General features: G+C 73.5%; 12 protein-coding genes. 6 read left to right on the forward strand and 6 right to left on the reverse strand.

Annotated features, from left to right (window positions below; genetic code table 11):
- Positions 1-1,302, reverse strand: a complete 1,302-nt coding sequence (gene paaK / locus JS756_RS06450) for a phenylacetate--CoA ligase PaaK (protein WP_205381969.1) — start codon at positions 1,300-1,302, stop codon at positions 1-3.
- 190 nt (positions 1,303-1,492) lie between these two features.
- On the opposite strand from paaK, the gene JS756_RS06455 reads away from it, so the two are divergent.
- The 4 genes from JS756_RS06455 (at position 1,493) to JS756_RS06470 (ending at position 4,633) form a co-directional block, all read left to right on the forward strand.
- Positions 1,493-2,398 (forward strand): alpha/beta fold hydrolase, encoded by a 906-nt coding sequence (locus JS756_RS06455; RefSeq protein ID WP_205381970.1) that lies wholly within the window; start codon positions 1,493-1,495, stop codon positions 2,396-2,398.
- Between the two features lie 323 nt (positions 2,399-2,721).
- A complete protein-coding gene (locus JS756_RS06460) occupies positions 2,722-2,964 on the forward strand; it encodes a DUF397 domain-containing protein (protein WP_205381971.1) in 243 nt (80 codons plus the stop codon).
- A gap of 490 nt (positions 2,965-3,454) precedes the next feature.
- Positions 3,455-4,051: a CGNR zinc finger domain-containing protein gene (locus JS756_RS06465; protein ID WP_205381972.1), complete on the forward strand. Its 597-nt coding sequence runs from the start codon at positions 3,455-3,457 to the stop codon at positions 4,049-4,051.
- Between the two features lie 84 nt (positions 4,052-4,135).
- Positions 4,136-4,633 carry a hypothetical protein gene (locus JS756_RS06470; protein ID WP_205381973.1) on the forward strand — a complete coding sequence of 166 codons (498 nt, stop codon included), beginning with the start codon at positions 4,136-4,138 and terminating at the stop codon, positions 4,631-4,633.
- A 15-nt stretch (positions 4,634-4,648) separates the two neighbouring features.
- Here the strand turns inward: JS756_RS06470 and JS756_RS06475 are convergent, their stop codons facing one another.
- Positions 4,649-6,616: an N-acetylmuramoyl-L-alanine amidase gene (locus JS756_RS06475; RefSeq protein WP_205381974.1), complete on the reverse strand. Its 1,968-nt coding sequence runs from the start codon at positions 6,614-6,616 to the stop codon at positions 4,649-4,651.
- Positions 6,617-6,987: 371 nt separating this feature from the next.
- A complete protein-coding gene (locus JS756_RS06480) occupies positions 6,988-8,127 on the reverse strand; it encodes an aminoglycoside phosphotransferase family protein (RefSeq protein WP_205381975.1) in 1,140 nt (379 codons plus the stop codon).
- A 242-nt stretch (positions 8,128-8,369) separates the two neighbouring features.
- On the opposite strand from JS756_RS06480, the gene JS756_RS06485 reads away from it, so the two are divergent.
- Complete coding sequence (locus JS756_RS06485; protein WP_205381976.1) at positions 8,370-9,869, forward strand: DNA-binding protein NsdB; 1,500 nt, start codon at positions 8,370-8,372, stop codon at positions 9,867-9,869.
- Positions 9,870-10,034: 165 nt separating this feature from the next.
- Here the strand turns inward: JS756_RS06485 and JS756_RS06490 are convergent, their stop codons facing one another.
- The 3 genes from JS756_RS06490 to JS756_RS06500 form a co-directional block, all read right to left on the reverse strand.
- Positions 10,035-11,456: a PP2C family protein-serine/threonine phosphatase gene (locus JS756_RS06490; protein ID WP_205381977.1), complete on the reverse strand. Its 1,422-nt coding sequence runs from the start codon at positions 11,454-11,456 to the stop codon at positions 10,035-10,037.
- 259 nt (positions 11,457-11,715) lie between these two features.
- Positions 11,716-12,732, reverse strand: a complete 1,017-nt coding sequence (locus tag JS756_RS06495; RefSeq protein WP_205381978.1) for a Gfo/Idh/MocA family protein — start codon at positions 12,730-12,732, stop codon at positions 11,716-11,718.
- Between the two features lie 151 nt (positions 12,733-12,883).
- Positions 12,884-13,978, reverse strand: a complete 1,095-nt coding sequence (locus tag JS756_RS06500) for a baeRF3 domain-containing protein (RefSeq protein WP_205381979.1) — start codon at positions 13,976-13,978, stop codon at positions 12,884-12,886.
- 400 nt (positions 13,979-14,378) lie between these two features.
- Between JS756_RS06500 and JS756_RS06505 the strand changes: the two genes are divergently transcribed.
- Positions 14,379-16,091: a fatty acyl-AMP ligase gene (locus tag JS756_RS06505; protein ID WP_205381980.1), complete on the forward strand. Its 1,713-nt coding sequence runs from the start codon at positions 14,379-14,381 to the stop codon at positions 16,089-16,091.
- The last annotated feature ends 129 nt before the right edge of the window (positions 16,092-16,220 follow it).

Below are 16,220 nucleotides of genomic sequence, written 5' to 3' on the forward strand. Positions count from 1 at the left end.
TCAGTCGCGGGGCCGCAGGTCGACGATGCGCCTGATCTTGCCCACCGAGCGTTCCAGCGACTCCGGTTCCACGATCTCCACCGCCACCGACACGCCGACGCCGTCCTTGACGGCCGCCGCGATGGACCGGGCGGCCTCCTCACGCACCTCGGGTCCGGCGCCGGGACGCGCCTCGGCGCGGACGGTGAGGGCGTCGAGGCGGCCCTCCCGGGTCAGACGCAGCTGGAAGTGGGGCGCCACACCCTCGGTGCGCAGGACGATCTCCTCGACCTGGGTCGGGAAGAGGTTCACGCCGCGCAGGATCACCATGTCGTCGCTGCGGCCGGTGATCTTCTGGATCCGCCGGAACGAGCGGGCCGTGCCCGGCAGCAGCCGGGTCAGGTCCCGCGTCCGGTAGCGGATCACCGGCATGGCCTCCTTGGTCAGCGAGGTGAACACCAGTTCGCCCTCCTCGCCCTCCGGCAGCACCTCACCGGTGATCGGGTCGACGACCTCCGGGAAGAAGTGGTCCTCCCAGACATGGAGGCCGTCCTTGGTCTCGGCGCACTCCTGGGCGACGCCCGGCCCGATCACCTCCGACAGGCCGTAGATGTCCACCGCGTCGATGCCGAACCGCTCCTCGATCTCGCGGCGCATCTCCTCCGTCCAGGGCTCCGCGCCGAAGATGCCCACCTGAAGGGACGTGCCGCGCGGATCGACGCCCTGGCGTTCGAACTCGTCCAGGAGTGTCAGCATGTACGACGGTGTGACCATGATGATCCGCGGTTCGAGATCCTGGATCAGCTGCACCTGCCGGGCGGTCATGCCGCCGGAGGCGGGGACGACCGTGCAGCCCAGGCGCTCGGCACCGTAGTGCGCTCCGAGCCCCCCGGTGAACAAGCCGTACCCGTACGCCACATGCACGGTGTCACCGGGGCGGCCCCCGGCCGCCCTGATCGAGCGGGCCACCATGTCGGCCCACATCCCCAGATCGGCATCGGTGTACCCGACGACGGTCGGGCGCCCCGTGGTGCCGCTGGAGGCGTGGATGCGCCGGATGCGCTCCCGCGGCACGGCGAACATGCCGTACGGGTAGTTCTCGCGCAGGTCCGCCTTCGTGGTGAACGGGAATCGGGCCAGGTCGTCCAGGGAACGGCAGTCCTCGGGGCGTACGCCGGCCTTGTCGAAGGACTCCCGGTAGAACGGCACATGCGTGTAGGCGTGCCGGAGCGACGCGCGCAGCCGCTCCAGCTGCAGCTCCCGCAGCGCCTCGACGCCCAGCCGCTCCCCGTCGTCCAGCAGGTCCGCCGTCGCATCCGCCATGGGGACTTCTCCCTCACCCACCACGTCGATCCGGGCGACCGATCATTCGGTCGAGTGCTCAGGATCAGTTATTCAGTCCGCCGGGACGATCGCAAGGGGTCGGCCTGCACTTTCTCGCCGCGTCGCGTCGCACCGTCCGCCATGGGCAAACCCGTTGAGGCCGGCCGCCGGGTGCCGCGATGATCGGCCCATGCCGATCCTGACCGCTCCCGACGGAACCGAACTCGCTCACCACGTCCGCGGCGACGGCCCGCCCCTCGTCGTCCTGCCCGGCGGCCCCATGCGCGCGTCCCGCTACCTCGGGGACCTCGGCGGGCTCGCCGCGCACCGGCGACTGCACCTGCTCGACCTGCGCGGCACCGGTGACTCCGCTCCCGCCGCCGATCCGGGAACCTACCGCTGCGACCGGCTGGTCGAGGACGTGGAGGCACTCCGCGTCCACCTCGGCCTGGAGCGCATGGACCTGCTCGCGCACTCCGCGGGCGGATCCCTCGCGACGCTCTACGCCGCCCGGTACCCGCACCGGGTGGCCCGGCTGGCGCTCATCACCGCGGCCGTGCGGCCCCTCGGCCTGCCGGCCACGCCGGAGGACCGGCTGGCGGCGGCGGAGCTGCGCACCGGCGAGCCGTGGTTCGACAAGGCCCGCCCCGCACTGGAGGCGTGGCTGGCCGGGGCGGCCGAGTACGACGACGCCTTCACGCCCTTCTTCTACGGCCGCTGGGACGCCGCCGCCCGCTCCCACGCGGCGGCGGAGCCGGACGAGACGAACGAGGAGGCCTGCGACCGCTACTACGCCGGCATCGACGCCGTCTGCGACCCGGCCGGGATCCGTGCCGCCCTGGCCCGGCTCACCGCCGCGGTACTGGTCCTCGCCGGCGAGCTCGACGGTGGCCCCCGCCCCGGACTGGCGCGCCGCACCGCCGAGTCCTTCCCCGACGCCGTCCTCGCCGTCCAGCCCGGTGCCGGGCACTATCCGTGGCTCGACGACGCCGAGTGGTTCCTGCGCAGGGTGCTCACCTTCCTCGACGGCGACGGCGACGGCGACGGCGACGGCGACGGCGACGGCGACGGTGACGGTGACCGCGCGGCACGCTGAGCCCGCCGTACGCCCCTCGCGCGGCGTATCCGTGTCCGTGACGACCACCCGCGCCCGCCGGAGTGATCGCGGTCGACACGAACGGCGCTCCAGACGCAGGAACGAGCGTGTTCGCGGGAGCCGGCGGCGGCCTCTGCGACGGCATCGTCCGCAGGGCCCCAAGCGACGGCGGCACGGGCGACGGCGGCACGGGCGGTTCCTCTCCACGCGGCTGAGGGGATCCGCGCGTCCCGGCCGCCGAGTGTCCACCTTGCGTGGCCTGTCGGCGGTGGGACCCGATCGCTAGTCTGGCCGCGGACGACGGATTCGGGAGGAGCACGGACGTGGCCGAGAGCACCACCCAGCAGCAGTTGGTCATGGGCTGGGACAAGCCGGAACTGGATCTGAGCAATGCCGAATGGCAGTCCAGCAGCCGAGGGCTGGGGGATGTCCAGATCGCCTTTGTCGAGGGTTTCATCGCGATGCGCAACAGCGGCCGCCCGGAGGGCCCGTCCCTGATCTTCACACCGGCGGAGTGGGGTGCGTTCGTGTCGGGCGCGAGGGACGGCGAGTTCGACCTGACCTGATGCGGGGGCGACAGGACGCGACCTGCCGGTGTTCCCCGCCCCGCTGAACCTCTGGGCCACGCGTTCGACTGCGACTCGCGGTCGGACGGATGTCGCACGCGGGTGTCCGGCGGCCAGGTCCGAGAGGTCGGCACGGGCCGGCAGCCGAACGCCCGGGGGTTCCACACCTTGTGGCCTGTGCGGGGACCCGCCGCCCTCGCCCCTGGTGCCCTCCGGTGCACCTCCGGCGCCTTCCGGGTCGGCGGCGAGCTCGTCCAAGGAGGACGACGGCACCGGGGCGGACCGTCTGTGCGACGCCGCCGGCCCGCGTGTGCAGCGGCTGACACGCGAGGTCGACGACTGGTACGGGGAAGACCGGGCCGTCCCGCACCCGGTCGGTACGCACCATTACCGAGGGTGCTTGGTCGCGGCGGTCCCGGCCGGGGCGGACGCCGACGAGGGAGCTGTGAGCGCGCCGCTAATGGCAAGCGGCTTGCCTATCATTAGGGATATGCAGGACACCCCCAGTGAGGACGCCCGGCTCGCCCTCGATCTCGCATCGACCATCCGGCACGACGGGAACGGCGGCGTCGCCGACGACCTCGCCGGCCCCGCCGGGCTCACCGCCTGGGTGCGGGCCCATCCGGGAGTCGTGCCCGACGCGGCCCGGTTCGTCGCCGACGAGGAGACACCGGGGTGTGTCCGGGAGCTGCGGGCCGCCGTCCGGGCCCTGTTCGCCCGCGCCGTGCGTCCCGGCGCGCCCAGCCGCGCCGACGCCGATCGCCTCGTGCCCGTACCGGAGGCCCTGCGGCGCCTGAACGCCGCAGCCGCCCGCACCCCCACGGTCCCCGTCCTGCACTGGACCGACGAGGCGGACCCCGTGCTGCGGCAGCAGCCCGCCGCGGCGGACGACCTCGTCGCCGCCCTCGCGCGGGCGGCATCCGCCTTCCTCGCCGGACCGGAGCGGCAGCGCCTGCGGGCCTGCCACGCCCCCCGCTGCGTGCGCTACTTCCTCAAGGAGCACCCACGCCAGGAGTGGTGCAAACCCTCCTGCGGCAATCGCGCCCGTGTCGCCCGCCACCACGCCCGGCACCGCAACACGGCCTGAGCCTGCGCGGACGGCCCGCCCGGGGGCGGCGTCACGGATCCGGCCACCCGGCATGGACCGGACCGGGGCACGTACCATGGCGGCATGTCGTTCCTCCGCCGCCGCAGCGCCACTCCCGCCGGGCCCGACTTCGACGTACTGGCCATGGATCCGGGCGACTGGCCCGGCAATCTCGGTGCCGGGCTGCTGCCCGCGCCCGACGGCAGCTGCCAGGGCGTCTTCCTGCGCTACGACCTCTTCGGCGGCCGCGGCCCCGCGATGATCATCGGCAACCTTCCCGAGGGCTCCCCGGCCCGCGAGACCGACGACGGCGAGATCCCCTTCGAGGTCGCCCAGCTGCTGCTGGCCCTGGAGAACGACGAGGAGGTGACCGTCGTCGGCGCCGAGGACGTGCCGGTCATGCAGGGCGACAACCTCCTCATCGTGCGTAGGCTGAAGCTGTCGGAGTCCCGCATCTCCTGCGTCCAGTTCGACCGCAGCGACAACGTCCTGGTCACCATCGCCGCCTGGGACCGGCCCATCACCGACGACCTGTACGCCCTGCTGAAGCCGCTGCCCGCGGAACTGTTCCAGCAGGGCTGAGGCCCACGGCCCGCGTCACCCGGCCGACGGCTCCACCTGCACGTCGGCGGCGCGCACGAACGCGACGCGGCGGCCGAACTGGATCTCGTAGTACAGGTCCTCGCCGACCACCACCCGGTGCGAGTCGACGGCGAAGGTGACCGCGTAGTAGTACTCGCCCGGCACCTCGTCACCGACCACGTACTTCTGTCCCGCGAGCAGCCTGTACGGCAGCGGGGACACCGGTTGCGCGGGCACCCCCGCCGGGTATGCCGAGGCCTCCGGATAGGCGCGGCCGTACACCGGGACGCTCGTGGCACCGGGTTTCGGCGTCACGACCCGCCCTGTCGCGGGCACGGCCGTCGGCTGCTCCCCGGGGTTGCGGAACCAGGCCTTCTGCCCCAGGTACCAGATCGCCGTCCAGTCCCCCCAGCGATCCGCCACCGCGAACCGCTGGCCCGTCGAGACCCGGGAGGACAGGTCGTTCACGCCCGTCGTCGGCGTGGTGCCCAGGCCGATGTCCTCGATCAGGGCGGAGTCCTCGTCGTGGTCGGAGTACAGCCGCACCTCGCTCGACCCGTGCGCGGGGCAGCGCTTCCCGCCCGCGGAGCAGCCGGTGTACACCGGCCGGTTCGCGGCGTACTCGGGGAGGATCGTCACCATGCCGGCGCCGTTGCGCGGCCCGGTGCGCTGCAGGGGGTGGCCCAGCAGTTCGAAGTAGTGCCGCCAGTCCCAGTACGGGCCCGGATCGGTGTGCATGCCGGGGACGGTGCCGGCGGTCGGGCCGGGCACGGTGTCGTGGCCCAGGATGTGCTGCCGGTCCAGCGGGATGCCGTACTTCGTCGCCAGGTACGTCACCAGCCGGGCCGACGAGCGGTACATCGCCTCCGTGTACCAGGAGTCCGGGTCTGCCAGGAATCCCTCGTGCTCCAGGCCGATCGACTTCGCGTTGACGTACCAGTTGCCCGCGTGCCAGGCCACGTCCTTCGCCTTCACGTGCTGCGCCACGTGCCCGTCGGTGGAGCGCAGCGTGTAGTTCCAGGAGACGTAGGCCGGGTCCTGCACCAGGTCGAGGACGCCGCCCCAGCGGCCCTCCGTGTCGTGGACGACGATGTACCTGATGCTCTGCGACGCCGGACGGTCGCCGAGGTCGTGGTTGCCGTAGTCGTCGCCCCCGAACTCCTCGTACGGAGCCGGAACCCACTCGCACGCCACCGACGTCGGGCACTCGGTGCCCGCCGAGGAGGAGGCGCGCAGGCCCGTGCGGCCCAGCTGGGCCGTGTCGGGCACCAGGTCCGGCCGGGCGGCCAGAGCCACCCGCTGCCCACCGTCCGTGATCCGCTCCTCGCCGGTGCGCAGCACCTCGAACACGTCGTCCGCGTACGCGGCGGCCGTGGCGCTGTCGTCGGCGCCGGAGAAGCGCGCCACCGCCCCGTACCACTGCGCCGGGTCGTCGCTCGGCGGTTCGCCCAGCGCGCGCTGCGCGGCAGCCAGCAGGGCCGCACCGCCCGCGATGTTCGCGGCCTCGTCCGTGCGCAGCTCGGCGGCCGCGATCCCGGTCAGCTCCGCGGCCCGCGGCAGCGTCCGCAGCCGGGCCGGGAGGTCGGCCCGCCCGGTGATCCGGGCCGTGGGGGCCGACGCGTGGCGTGCCGCGTCGCCGCGGGCGTCCTCGGTGCCCTCGCTGTGGTGCGACGCCGCGCGGAGTGCGGTGCGGGCGTCCGTCAGGTGCATCGGGCCGTAGCCGCCGGTGACGCTCGGTGCGCCCCCGTGCCCGTCCCACCGGGACTGCAGATAGGAGACGCCGAGCAGGACACTCTGCGGCACGTGGTACTCGGCGGCAGCGGCGGCGAACGCACGCTGCAGACGGTCCGCGGCGGACGGCGTGGGGGCGGGCGCGGCGCCCAGCAGCGGCAGCAGCAGAGCCGCCGCGGCGAGGGTGCCGGCGGCTCTGCGCGTGCGTCTGCGACCGGGCGCGGACAGGGGGTCGGTGGCGGATCCTCGCAATGCTGCCTCCTGGGACGGTGGGGCGTGGCGGGGCGCGCGGGGGCCGAACCCGGTCAGTGGTACCGGCTCTCCGACGTTCCGTCAATCGTGCCCACAACAGGCCGATTTCCCATGTCAGCAGGGGGCCGGGCGAGATTCACGGCGCCGCACCGCGGGCCTGCGGCGCGTCACCGGACTACAGCAATGGGGCTCCCGGCGGGCGGGGGTCGGCACCCCCGCGGGGGGACCCTCGGTCCGGTGCCCGGTGCCCGGTGCCCGGTGCCCGGTGCCCGGTGCCCGGTGCCCGGTGCCCTGTCTCGCGTGGCGCGGGCATGCGAAGGCCCGCGGTGCCGCCGCACACAGCGGCACCGCGGGCGGGGCCTTCTTCTCCCTCAGCGGGTCCCGACCGCCGCCCGCACGGCCCGGCGGGCCAGCTGGCAGTCGTCGTGCAGCCGCCGGAGCAGCAGCCGCTGCTCCTCACCGGACGGCACGGCACCCTGGGGAGCCGCACCGGAGGCCGTCGGGGCCGCGTCGATCATCGAGCGCTGCACGGCCGTCTCGTAGGTGCGGATCTCACGCGTGAGGACGAGCATCAGGTTCACCAGGAAGGCGTCCCGCGCCGCCGGGCCGGCCCCCTGCGCGAGCTGGCTGATCTGCCGGCGGGCGACCGGTGCGTCGCCGAGCACCGACCACAGCGTCGCCAGGTCGTAGCCCGGCAGGTACCAGCCCGCGTGCTCCCAGTCCACCAGCACGGGGCCGGCCGGCGACAGGAGCATGTTCGACAGCAGGGCGTCGCCGTGGCAGAACTGGCCCATGCCGCCCCGGCCCGCGGCGTGCGCGATGCCGTGCAGCAGCTTCTGCAGGTCGCCCAGGTCCCGGTCGGTGAGGAGGCCCAGCTCGTGGTAGCGGGAGATGCGCGCCGCGTAGTCCAGCGGGGCGTCGAACGTGCCCACCGGAGGCCGCCAGGCGTTCAGCCGGCAGATCGCGGACAGCGCCGCCCGGATGTCCGCCCGCGGCGGCGCCTCCACCGGGTGCCGCTGCAGAGCCGCCACGCGTCCCGGCATCCGCTCCACCACGAGGATGCAGTTGTCCGGGTCCGCCGCGACCAGCCGGGGCGCCCGCACCGGAGGCCGGTGCCGGACGAACGTGCGATAAGCAGCTATCTCGTGCCGGTAGCGCTCCGCCCACGCGGGGGAGTGGTCGAGTAAGCACTTCGCCACGGCCGTGGTCCGACCGGTCGTCCCGACCAGGAGCACGGACCGTCCGCTGCGGCGCAGCACCTGCACCGGGGCGAACTCGGGGCAGATGCGGTGCACGGAGGCGATCGCCGCGCGCAGCTGGGAGCCCTGAGGGCCGGACAGGTCGAGCCTTCCGCTGAGCGGTTGGGCACCGAGCCCGGCGGGACGCCGGCCGAGGCCGGCACCGAGAACAGCGGTCGCGGGACGCCCGGGCTCCAGGTAGGGGCCGGTGGCCGCGGGACGCGGGCGCAGTGGACGAGGCGGGGCGGACACGGAGGACGATGCTGCGTACATGGGCGAGACAGATCCCTTCGTGTGCCGGACGTCGAAACGCTGCCCCGGCCCGGCCGCCGGGTGCACCCTGGGGAATGCGCCCGTCGGATCGGGTGGCGGCCGGGTCGGGGTGGCGCATTCCTACCTGACACCCGATGCCCGGTGGCACACCATCTGGCGCACCCTGGCGAACCCTGGCGAATAGTCGCCCGGCAACTTTCCCCGGGCTAGTGTCAACTCAGCCGAGAACCTGGGGGCTTGACGTGAGCGGACAACCCAACACCCGCCTGGCGGACCTGTTCGGCCTGGCCGGCTGGTCCAAGGGCGAGCTCGCGAGGCTGGTCAACAAGCAGGCGGCGGCCATGGGCCACCCCCAGCTGTCGACCGACACCTCGCGGGTGCGGCGGTGGATCGACACGGGAGAGATCCCGCGCGATCCGGTGCCGCGGGTGCTGGCGGCTCTGTTCACCGAGCGACTCGGCCGTGTCGTGACCATCGAGGACCTCGGTCTGGTACGGCGCGGGCGTGCGGGGAAACGGCAGGGCGGCGGGAGCACGGAGCATCCCGACGGCGTGCCGTGGGCGCCTGAGCGGACTGCCGCGGTCCTCACCGAATTCACGGGAATGGACCTCATGCTCAACCGACGCGGCTTGGTGGGCGCGGGTGCCGCGCTCGCCGCGGGCTCAGCACTCAGCAGCGCCATGTACGACTGGCTCCACACCGATCCTGCCCTGACCGCCGACGCCCCCGTCATCGACCGTCCCCTCCATGCCGACTCCGCCGGGTTCGACCGCTACGAGGCCGCCCCCATCGGGTACGAGGAGATCGAGGAACTGGAGCGTTCCGTCGAGGTGTTCCGCGCCTGGGACGCGGCCCGCGGCGGTGGGCTGCAGCGCAAGGCGGTGGTGGGACAGCTCAACGAGGTGGGCGGCATGCTCGCCTACCGGCACCCTCCCCATCTCCAGCGGCGCCTGTGGGGCGTCGCCGCCAACCTCGCCGTCCTCGCGGGCTGGATGTCCCACGACGTCGGCCTCGAACCCACGGCCCAGAAGTACTTCGTCATCGCCGCGCACGCCGCGCGGGAGGGCGGCGACCGGCCCCGCGCCGGCGAGGCCCTCTCCCGCGCGGCCCGCCAGATGGTGCATCTGGGCCGGCCCGACGAGGCGCTGGACCTGATGAAGCTCGCCCAGTCCGGCTCGGGCGAGCAGGTGCTGCCGCGCACCCGGGCGATGTTCCACACCATCGAGGCCTGGGCACAGGCGTCGATGGGCAAGGGCCAGGCGATGCGCCGCACCCTGGGCCGGGCGGAGGACCTCTTCGTCTCCGACCGCAACGACCTCGAACCGCCCGACTGGATGCAGACCTTCAAGGACGAGGATCTGTACGGCATGCAGGCCCTGGCCTACCGCACCCTGGCGGAGTTCGAACCGGGTGCCGCCGCACACGCGCAGTACTACGCGGAGAAGGCGCTGGCGCTGCGCATCGACGGACGGGAGCGGTCGAAGATCTTCGACCATCTCTCCATGGCGTCCGCCTGCTTCATCGCCGACGACCCCGAGCAGGCGGATCGGTACGCCCGGCTGGCACTGATGTCGATGGGGGCGAACTCCTCCCGCCGCACCTGGGACCGGCTCCGCCAGATGTACCGGCTCACGGCCGAGTACGCCGGCTATCCGAGGATCCAGCAGCTGCGCGACGAAATCATGCAGGCGCTGCCCAAGGGGAGGGGGGACCGCGGCGGCGCCGGGAGCGCGCGGGCCTAGGAACGCACCGCGACCGAACCGATCGCGGCCGAGCACGCGGAGAAGCGGCACCGCTGCCGCACCGGCACACTGCTACCGCACAGGCGGCGGAGACGCGGCCGCGCGCGTGTGAACGAGGGAGGGCAGTGCGAGCGTACGGGCGATGAGGCCCGCACGCTCAGCAGGTCACGGTGTCACCCTCGCCACCAGCACGCAGGCGTCGTCGTCCCGTTCGCCCGCGCCGAACTCCTCGACCACCACGCGGACACAGTCCTGCGCGGTGCGTGCCCCTGCCATCCGGGACGCCAGGTCCAGGAGGCGGGGAGCCGCGGTCGCCGGGCCGTGGCGCGGCACCAGCCCGTCGGTGTGCAGGAGCAGCAGATCGCCGGGCCGAAGGGTGGCCTCGGTCTGGCCGTAGGAGGCGCCGGGCGTCGCGCCGAGCAGGACGCCGTCCGGCGCCTCCAGCCGGCGCCCCGTGCCGTCGCGGAAGAGCAGCGGGCCGGGGTGTCCGGCCTGCGCCCACACCAGCGTGCGGGTGTCCGGCCGGTAGCGGCAGCACAGCGCGCTGCCCAGGGTCGGCTGGACGGTGGCGTCCAGCAGCTGGTTGAGCAGAGTCATCAGCGGCCCCGGCTGGGTGCCGGCCATCGCCATACCGCGGACGGCGCCCAGCAGCGCCGCCATGTTCGAGGTCGCGGCGGGGCCGTGACCGGCCAGGTCGCCGACGCTGAGCAGGGTCTCGCCGCCGGTCACCTCCAGCGCGTCGTACCAGTCCCCGCCGATCAGCGTGTCCGTCGATGCGGGCAGGTAGTGAGCGGCGACGTCGAGGGCACCCGGACCCTGACGGGGGAGCCGCAGGGAGCCTCGCCACGGGGGCAGTACCGTCTCCTGGAGCTCGACCGCGACGCGGTGCTCCGTCTGCGCGCGGTGCTCGTGGACCCGGAGCGAGTCGCAGGTCTCGCTCACCGCCCGCTGGCTGCGCCGCAGCTCACTGACGTCGCGCAGCACGGCCCACATGGAGGTGGTGCTGCCGTCGGCGTCCAGCACGGGCTCGCCCATCATGTGTACGGTGCGTGCCTCGCCGTCCGGGCGGACGATGCGGAACTCCCCGTCGATCGGCTTGGCGTCGATCAGGCAGTCGGTGACCATCGCGCCCAGCTTCGGCCGGTCCTCGTCGAACACGAGAGACGGCAGCTCGTCCAGGGTGAGCGGGGGAGCCGACGGTGAGCGGCCGAGGATGCGGTACAACTCCCCGGACCAGGTGGCCTCGTCGGTGAGCAGGTTCCACTCGGCGCTGCCGACCCGGCTCAGCAGCCCCTCGGGGGGTGGCGCCGCGAGGGGTGGCTCGGGGGCGGGCTCGACGTCGGGGTCGGGGGGCGGCCCTTCCTGCAGCTGCGCCAAGTGCACGTCGAGGTCTTCCAGTTGGTGCAGCGCCAGGTCGTACAGTGCGCGCTGCCACCGTCCCCGGGGGTCCGAGTCGTCGCCGCGGGCGTCCCGCCGTACGGCGACCACGTCACCCTTGAGCCGCCGCGTCTGCGATATCAAGGCGTCCACCGAGCCGCGACCGGGCGGCTGCGCGGCTGGGCGATCCGCAGAGAGATGGGACGGCATGACGCACTCCGATGCGGGGACGGTACGGCCAGGGCCGAGTGGACCGTTACGACTGTTGCACAGGCCGCGATGCCGTGTAAGGGATTTGGCAACACACGATACGGTGATGCTTCTGGCATATGTCAGAGTCTTTGCGGGTCGGCTGCGGAGCACCCTCGGTGATGGGTCTCAGCGCATCAAGTCGTAGTCCCAGTAAGGAATATGACGGAACGTCGGCAACGGTGGGGGGCGCTCGCTCGGGCGTTCGTCGGTCGTGTGTTCAGGCGATGTGGGGTCCCGGGCGCGGCGCCAGATCGACCGTCGCCCGTCTGCCGTCCTCCAGCGACCGCACCCCGGCCTCGGCGACCGCCGCGGCGGCATAGCCGTCCCAGGCCGAGGGGCCGGTGACGGCACCGCGCCGGGTGGCGTCGACCCAGTCCTGGACCTGACGGTCGTAGGCGTCGGCGAAGCGGACGAGGTAGTCCTGCGGGACCTCCCGGCAGGTGTCGCCGCCACCGGTCACCTGCATGCCGTGGTCCTCGCCGATGCGCGCGGAGCCCGATTCGCCCACCGCCTCGCAGCGCACCTGGTAACCGAAGCCGCAGTTGACGAACACCTCGACGTCGGCCAGGGCGCCCTGCTCGGACTCGAACAGCACGAACTGCGGGTCGATCAGCCCCTGCGGGGCGGCTGCCGAGGAGCGCGGGCGCAGCACCGTCACCGCGGTCAGCTCCTGGCCGAGCAGCCAGCGGGCCGCGTCGATCTCGTGCGAGACAGAGCTGTCGACCAGCATCGCACTGGTGAATCCGGGCGGCGAGGACACGTTGCGGTGCGTGCAGTGCAGCATCAGCGGGCGCCCCAGCCGGCCGCTGTCCAGCAGGGCCTTCAGCCGCCGGTACTCGGCGTCGTAGCGGCGCATGAAACCGATCTGTGCCAGCCGCCGCCCGAGCCGAGCCTCCGCCTCCACCACCCGCAGGGCGCCCTCGGGGTCCGGCACCATCGGCTTCTCGCAGAGCACCGGCAGCCCGCGCGCGAAGGCCGCGAGCAGTGCCTCCTCGTGCGCCGGGCCGGGTGAGGCGACGAGGACGGCGCCCACGCCCGGGGCGTCGAGCGCGGCCTCCACGTCCGCGTGCACCCGGACCCCCTCGATCCCGGCCGCCGCCGCCTCGGCGCGGCGGGTGTCGGGGTCGGCGACCGCGGCGACCCGCGCCCCGCTCACCCCGCGGTCCAGACGGCGGATGTGGTCGGCGCCCATGTGGCCGGCGCCCAGCACGGCCACCCCCAGCAGTTCGGACACGTTCTGTCGGCCCCTTCCCCGGTGTCGCGCACACCCCCGGCCGTGCCCCCTCCCTGGCGGCTGCCGGGGAGGGGGCACGCAGGTGCGGCTCGCACGAATGTACGGCCACCAGGGTTCCACGGCCGTCGAGAGGGGGGACCGCGCCCTCGGCTCAGTAGCGCAGGACGCCCGCGATCCCCGTCGCGTCGCCCAGGGTGCCGTCCGGCACGAACCGGACCTCTGCACCCGTCTCCAGGCACTGCTCGACGATCTCGTCGACGATGTCCTCGCGCGCGTCCAACTCGCCGCTCGTCGCCGGTTCGAGGTGGTCGCCGACGTCGCGGACGATCATGCTGAAGTTCTCCTCCACCGCGAGCAGCCTGATGCGGCCCTCCCGGGCGCTCTGCCACACCTCGTCGACGCCGGCAGCGAACGTGCGGTGGCCGCGCGCGGAGGTCAGCTCGCGGGCCACCTCGGCGGCCTGCTTGCGCTGCTCGGCCTCGTGCACGGGGTGCACAGCCTGCCACACCGCCTCCGGCGTGCCGTGGGCGAGGCCGCCGTGCGGGACGTGCACCGCGCACTTGGCCACGCTGCCCACCTCGTCCAGGAGGGACAGGGCCGCCTGCTCGCCGGTGACGTACACCGGGCGGGGCTCGTCGCGCAGGACGCCGGTCATCGCCGCGTCGGCCTCCCGCAGGAACTGCCGGGTGTTCTCGTCGCGGAAGATGCTCGGCTGGTCGCCGATCCGCTCCTGCCGTTCGGCGTCGAAGTTCTGCCGGCTGCGGGTCAGCGGGAAGCCGCCGACGTGCTTCTCCGTGACCCGGTCGACCCCGCCGCTCCACAGGGTGACGCGGTCGGCGGAGACGGAGAGGGCCCAGAAGGGCCGCTCGGAGACCTGCGCGGAGACCAGGTTGCGGGTCAGGAAGGTGTCCGACAGCACCACACGCTCCGGGACGCTCCTGGCGAGCGACCAGACCTGGTGCTCGCCCGGAGCGGCGAAGATCACCAGACCGTCCTCGGCGTGGGCCAGATCGATCTCCGCCAGGGCGCGGTCAAGCTCCTGCACCACGTCCGCCCGGCGTTCCCGGGTGACCGCCGGATCGGAGTCCAGCTGCCGCTTGGCCTGCGCCACGGCGTTGCGCAGCCGGACGCGGTCCTGGGTGTTCAAGGGGGCCCGGCGGTGGGTCGGCGTCAGCACGGAGACCGCCGGATAGGGCCGCGGACGGCGCAGCTCGGCGAGGGTCGCGGGACTGAGTGCGTGCTCCATAACAGCACCATAGGACCGATCGGACCGATCCGCCGTTCGGGCGTTCGGGGCCGCCGCGCACCGCTGCCCCGGCCGCTCGCAGACGCTCCGCAGCCGGTTCTCCGGCCGTCCGGACCGGCCTGGCGACGGCGCACGTGTGGCGGGTCAACTCGCTCGGACACACAGGGTTTACCTGCGTTCGACGCGTCGTACGCACGGACTTGCTAGGGTTCTACCCGTTGGTAGCAAGCCGAGCGGGGTGGGGAACGGGCATGCGTGCCACGGCAGTTCCCCGGACGGTTCGCCGAGACGGGCGGTTCGGCAAGGGGGCCGGGCCCGGAAGGGGCACACGCCCCCACACGACCCGAATGTCGAACTCCAGTTCCCTCGCTGACCCATTCAGACAGGTGAGACTCGTCCTATGGCTCGATCCCTGATCGATCTGCTGACCGCACATGCCTCGGAGCATCCCGACCGCATCGCTTACCGCTACCTCGTCACGGGTGACAGCGACGGAGAGATCCAGTACATGTCCTACGCGCGGCTGGCCCTGCGGTCCCGCGCCGTCGCCGCCTGGCTCCAGGACCGCCTGCCGACCGGCGCCCGGGCCCTGCTGCTCCATCCACCGGGCCTGGAGTTCGTCTGCGGCTACCTGGGCTGCCTCGCGGCCGGCGTCGTCGCCGTACCGGGTGTCCCGCCGCAGGGCCGCGCACACAACCACCGCGCACTGATCAGGATGCGGCGCCTGATCGCCGATTCCGACGCCAAGGTGATCCTCGGCGGGCGCGAGGTGATCGCCTCCCTCGCCGCCCAGGCGGAGCAACTGCCGGAGACCGCAGGCCTCACCTGGATCGCGACCGAGGACATACCCGACGACGCGGCCGACGCGTGGCGCGAACCCGGCCTCACCGCCGACACGGTCGCCTTCCTCCAGTACACCTCCGGCTCCACGTCGGCCCCCAAGGGCGTCGCCGTCACGCACGGCAACCTCCTGGACAACCAGCACGTCATCACCGAGCGCATGGGCCACACCCCGGAGGCGATCGCCGAGCACGGCGGCGAGATGTTCGTCAGCTGGCTGCCGATGTACCACGACATGGGCCTCATCGGCCCGGTCCTCAACACGGTCCACCTCGGCGTCACCGCCACTCTCTTCTCCCCGCTCCACTTCCTCCAGCAGCCGCAGCGCTGGCTCACCGCCGTCGACCGCTACCGCCCGCACACCAGCGGCGGCCCCAACTTCGCCTACGAACTCGCCCTCAAGCACGCCACCCCGGAATTCGTCGACAGCCTCGACCTGAGCTCCTGGCGGGTCGCCTTCAACGGCGCCGAACCCGTGCGGGCCGCCACCCTGCGCCGCTTCACCGACACCTTCGCCCCGGCCGGCCTGCGCCGCGAGGCCCTCTACCCCTGCTACGGCCTGGCCGAGGCCACCCTCATGGTCACCGGCGGCTCCAAGACCGCCCCGGCGACCCGCCTCGCCACCGACCCCGCCGGCGAGGCGGACGCCGCGGCCGTCGGCTGCGGCCGGCCCGGCCCCGGCGTCACCGTCGCCGTCGTCGACCCCGACCACGGCACGGAGCTGCCCGACGGCGAGACCGGCGAGATCTGGGTCGGCGGCGCGAGCGTCGCCAAGGGCTACTGGCGCAACGCCCTCGCCACCCGCGAGACCTTCCGGGCCACCCTTCCCGGCCGCGCGGGCCGCTTCCTGCGCACCGGCGACCTCGGCTTCCTGCACGACGACGAACTCTTCGTCACCGGCCGGCTGAAGGACCTGATGGTCATCGACGGACGCAACCACTATCCCCAGGACCTGGAACTGGCGGCCGAACTCGCCCACCCGGCGCTGCGCCCCGGCTGCACCGCCGCGTTCTCCGCGGACACCGGCGCCGACGGGGAACAGCCGGTGCTCGTGGCCGAGGCGGACCCGGACGCGGCCGGCGAGATCGAGAAGATCACCGACCTGGTGCGCGCCGCGATCGGCGACGCCCACGGCCTGCACCTGCAGGAGGTCGTCCTCGTCCACGCCGGCACCATCCCGAAGACCTCCAGCGGCAAGATCCAGCGCCGTGCCACCCGCGCGGCCCATCTCGACGGCACGCTCGCCCGGATCGACGCGCCGGCCACACGCTGACGCCGCGGGCCGCCCGCCGTGCGCGCCGCGGCCGGCCGGCCGACCGTCCGGTGGGCCGGCCGGCCGAGCCCCGCGGGCCGCCCGCCGTCACATGCCGCGGGCTGCCCGCCGAACACGCCACCCCCCTTC

The sequence above is a fragment of the Streptomyces actuosus genome, assembly GCF_016921115.1.
GTDB classification, from domain to species: domain Bacteria; phylum Actinomycetota; class Actinomycetes; order Streptomycetales; family Streptomycetaceae; genus Streptomyces; species Streptomyces actuosus_A.

Excerpts from the sequence above, each read along its gene's own strand:
- paaK (WP_205381969.1), bottom strand. The coding sequence starts at position 1,302 with ATGGCGGATGCGACGGCGGACCTGCTGGACGACGGGGAGCGGCTGGGC.
- JS756_RS06455 (WP_205381970.1), top strand. The coding sequence starts at position 1,493 with ATGCCGATCCTGACCGCTCCCGACGGAACCGAACTCGCTCACCACGTC.
- JS756_RS06465 (WP_205381972.1), top strand. The coding sequence starts at position 3,455 with ATGCAGGACACCCCCAGTGAGGACGCCCGGCTCGCCCTCGATCTCGCA.
- JS756_RS06470 (WP_205381973.1), top strand. The coding sequence starts at position 4,136 with ATGTCGTTCCTCCGCCGCCGCAGCGCCACTCCCGCCGGGCCCGACTTC.
- JS756_RS06480 (WP_205381975.1), bottom strand. The coding sequence starts at position 8,127 with ATGTACGCAGCATCGTCCTCCGTGTCCGCCCCGCCTCGTCCACTGCGC.
- JS756_RS06490 (WP_205381977.1), bottom strand. The coding sequence starts at position 11,456 with ATGCCGTCCCATCTCTCTGCGGATCGCCCAGCCGCGCAGCCGCCCGGT.
- JS756_RS06500 (WP_205381979.1), bottom strand. The coding sequence starts at position 13,978 with ATGGAGCACGCACTCAGTCCCGCGACCCTCGCCGAGCTGCGCCGTCCG.
- JS756_RS06505 (WP_205381980.1), top strand. The coding sequence starts at position 14,379 with ATGGCTCGATCCCTGATCGATCTGCTGACCGCACATGCCTCGGAGCAT.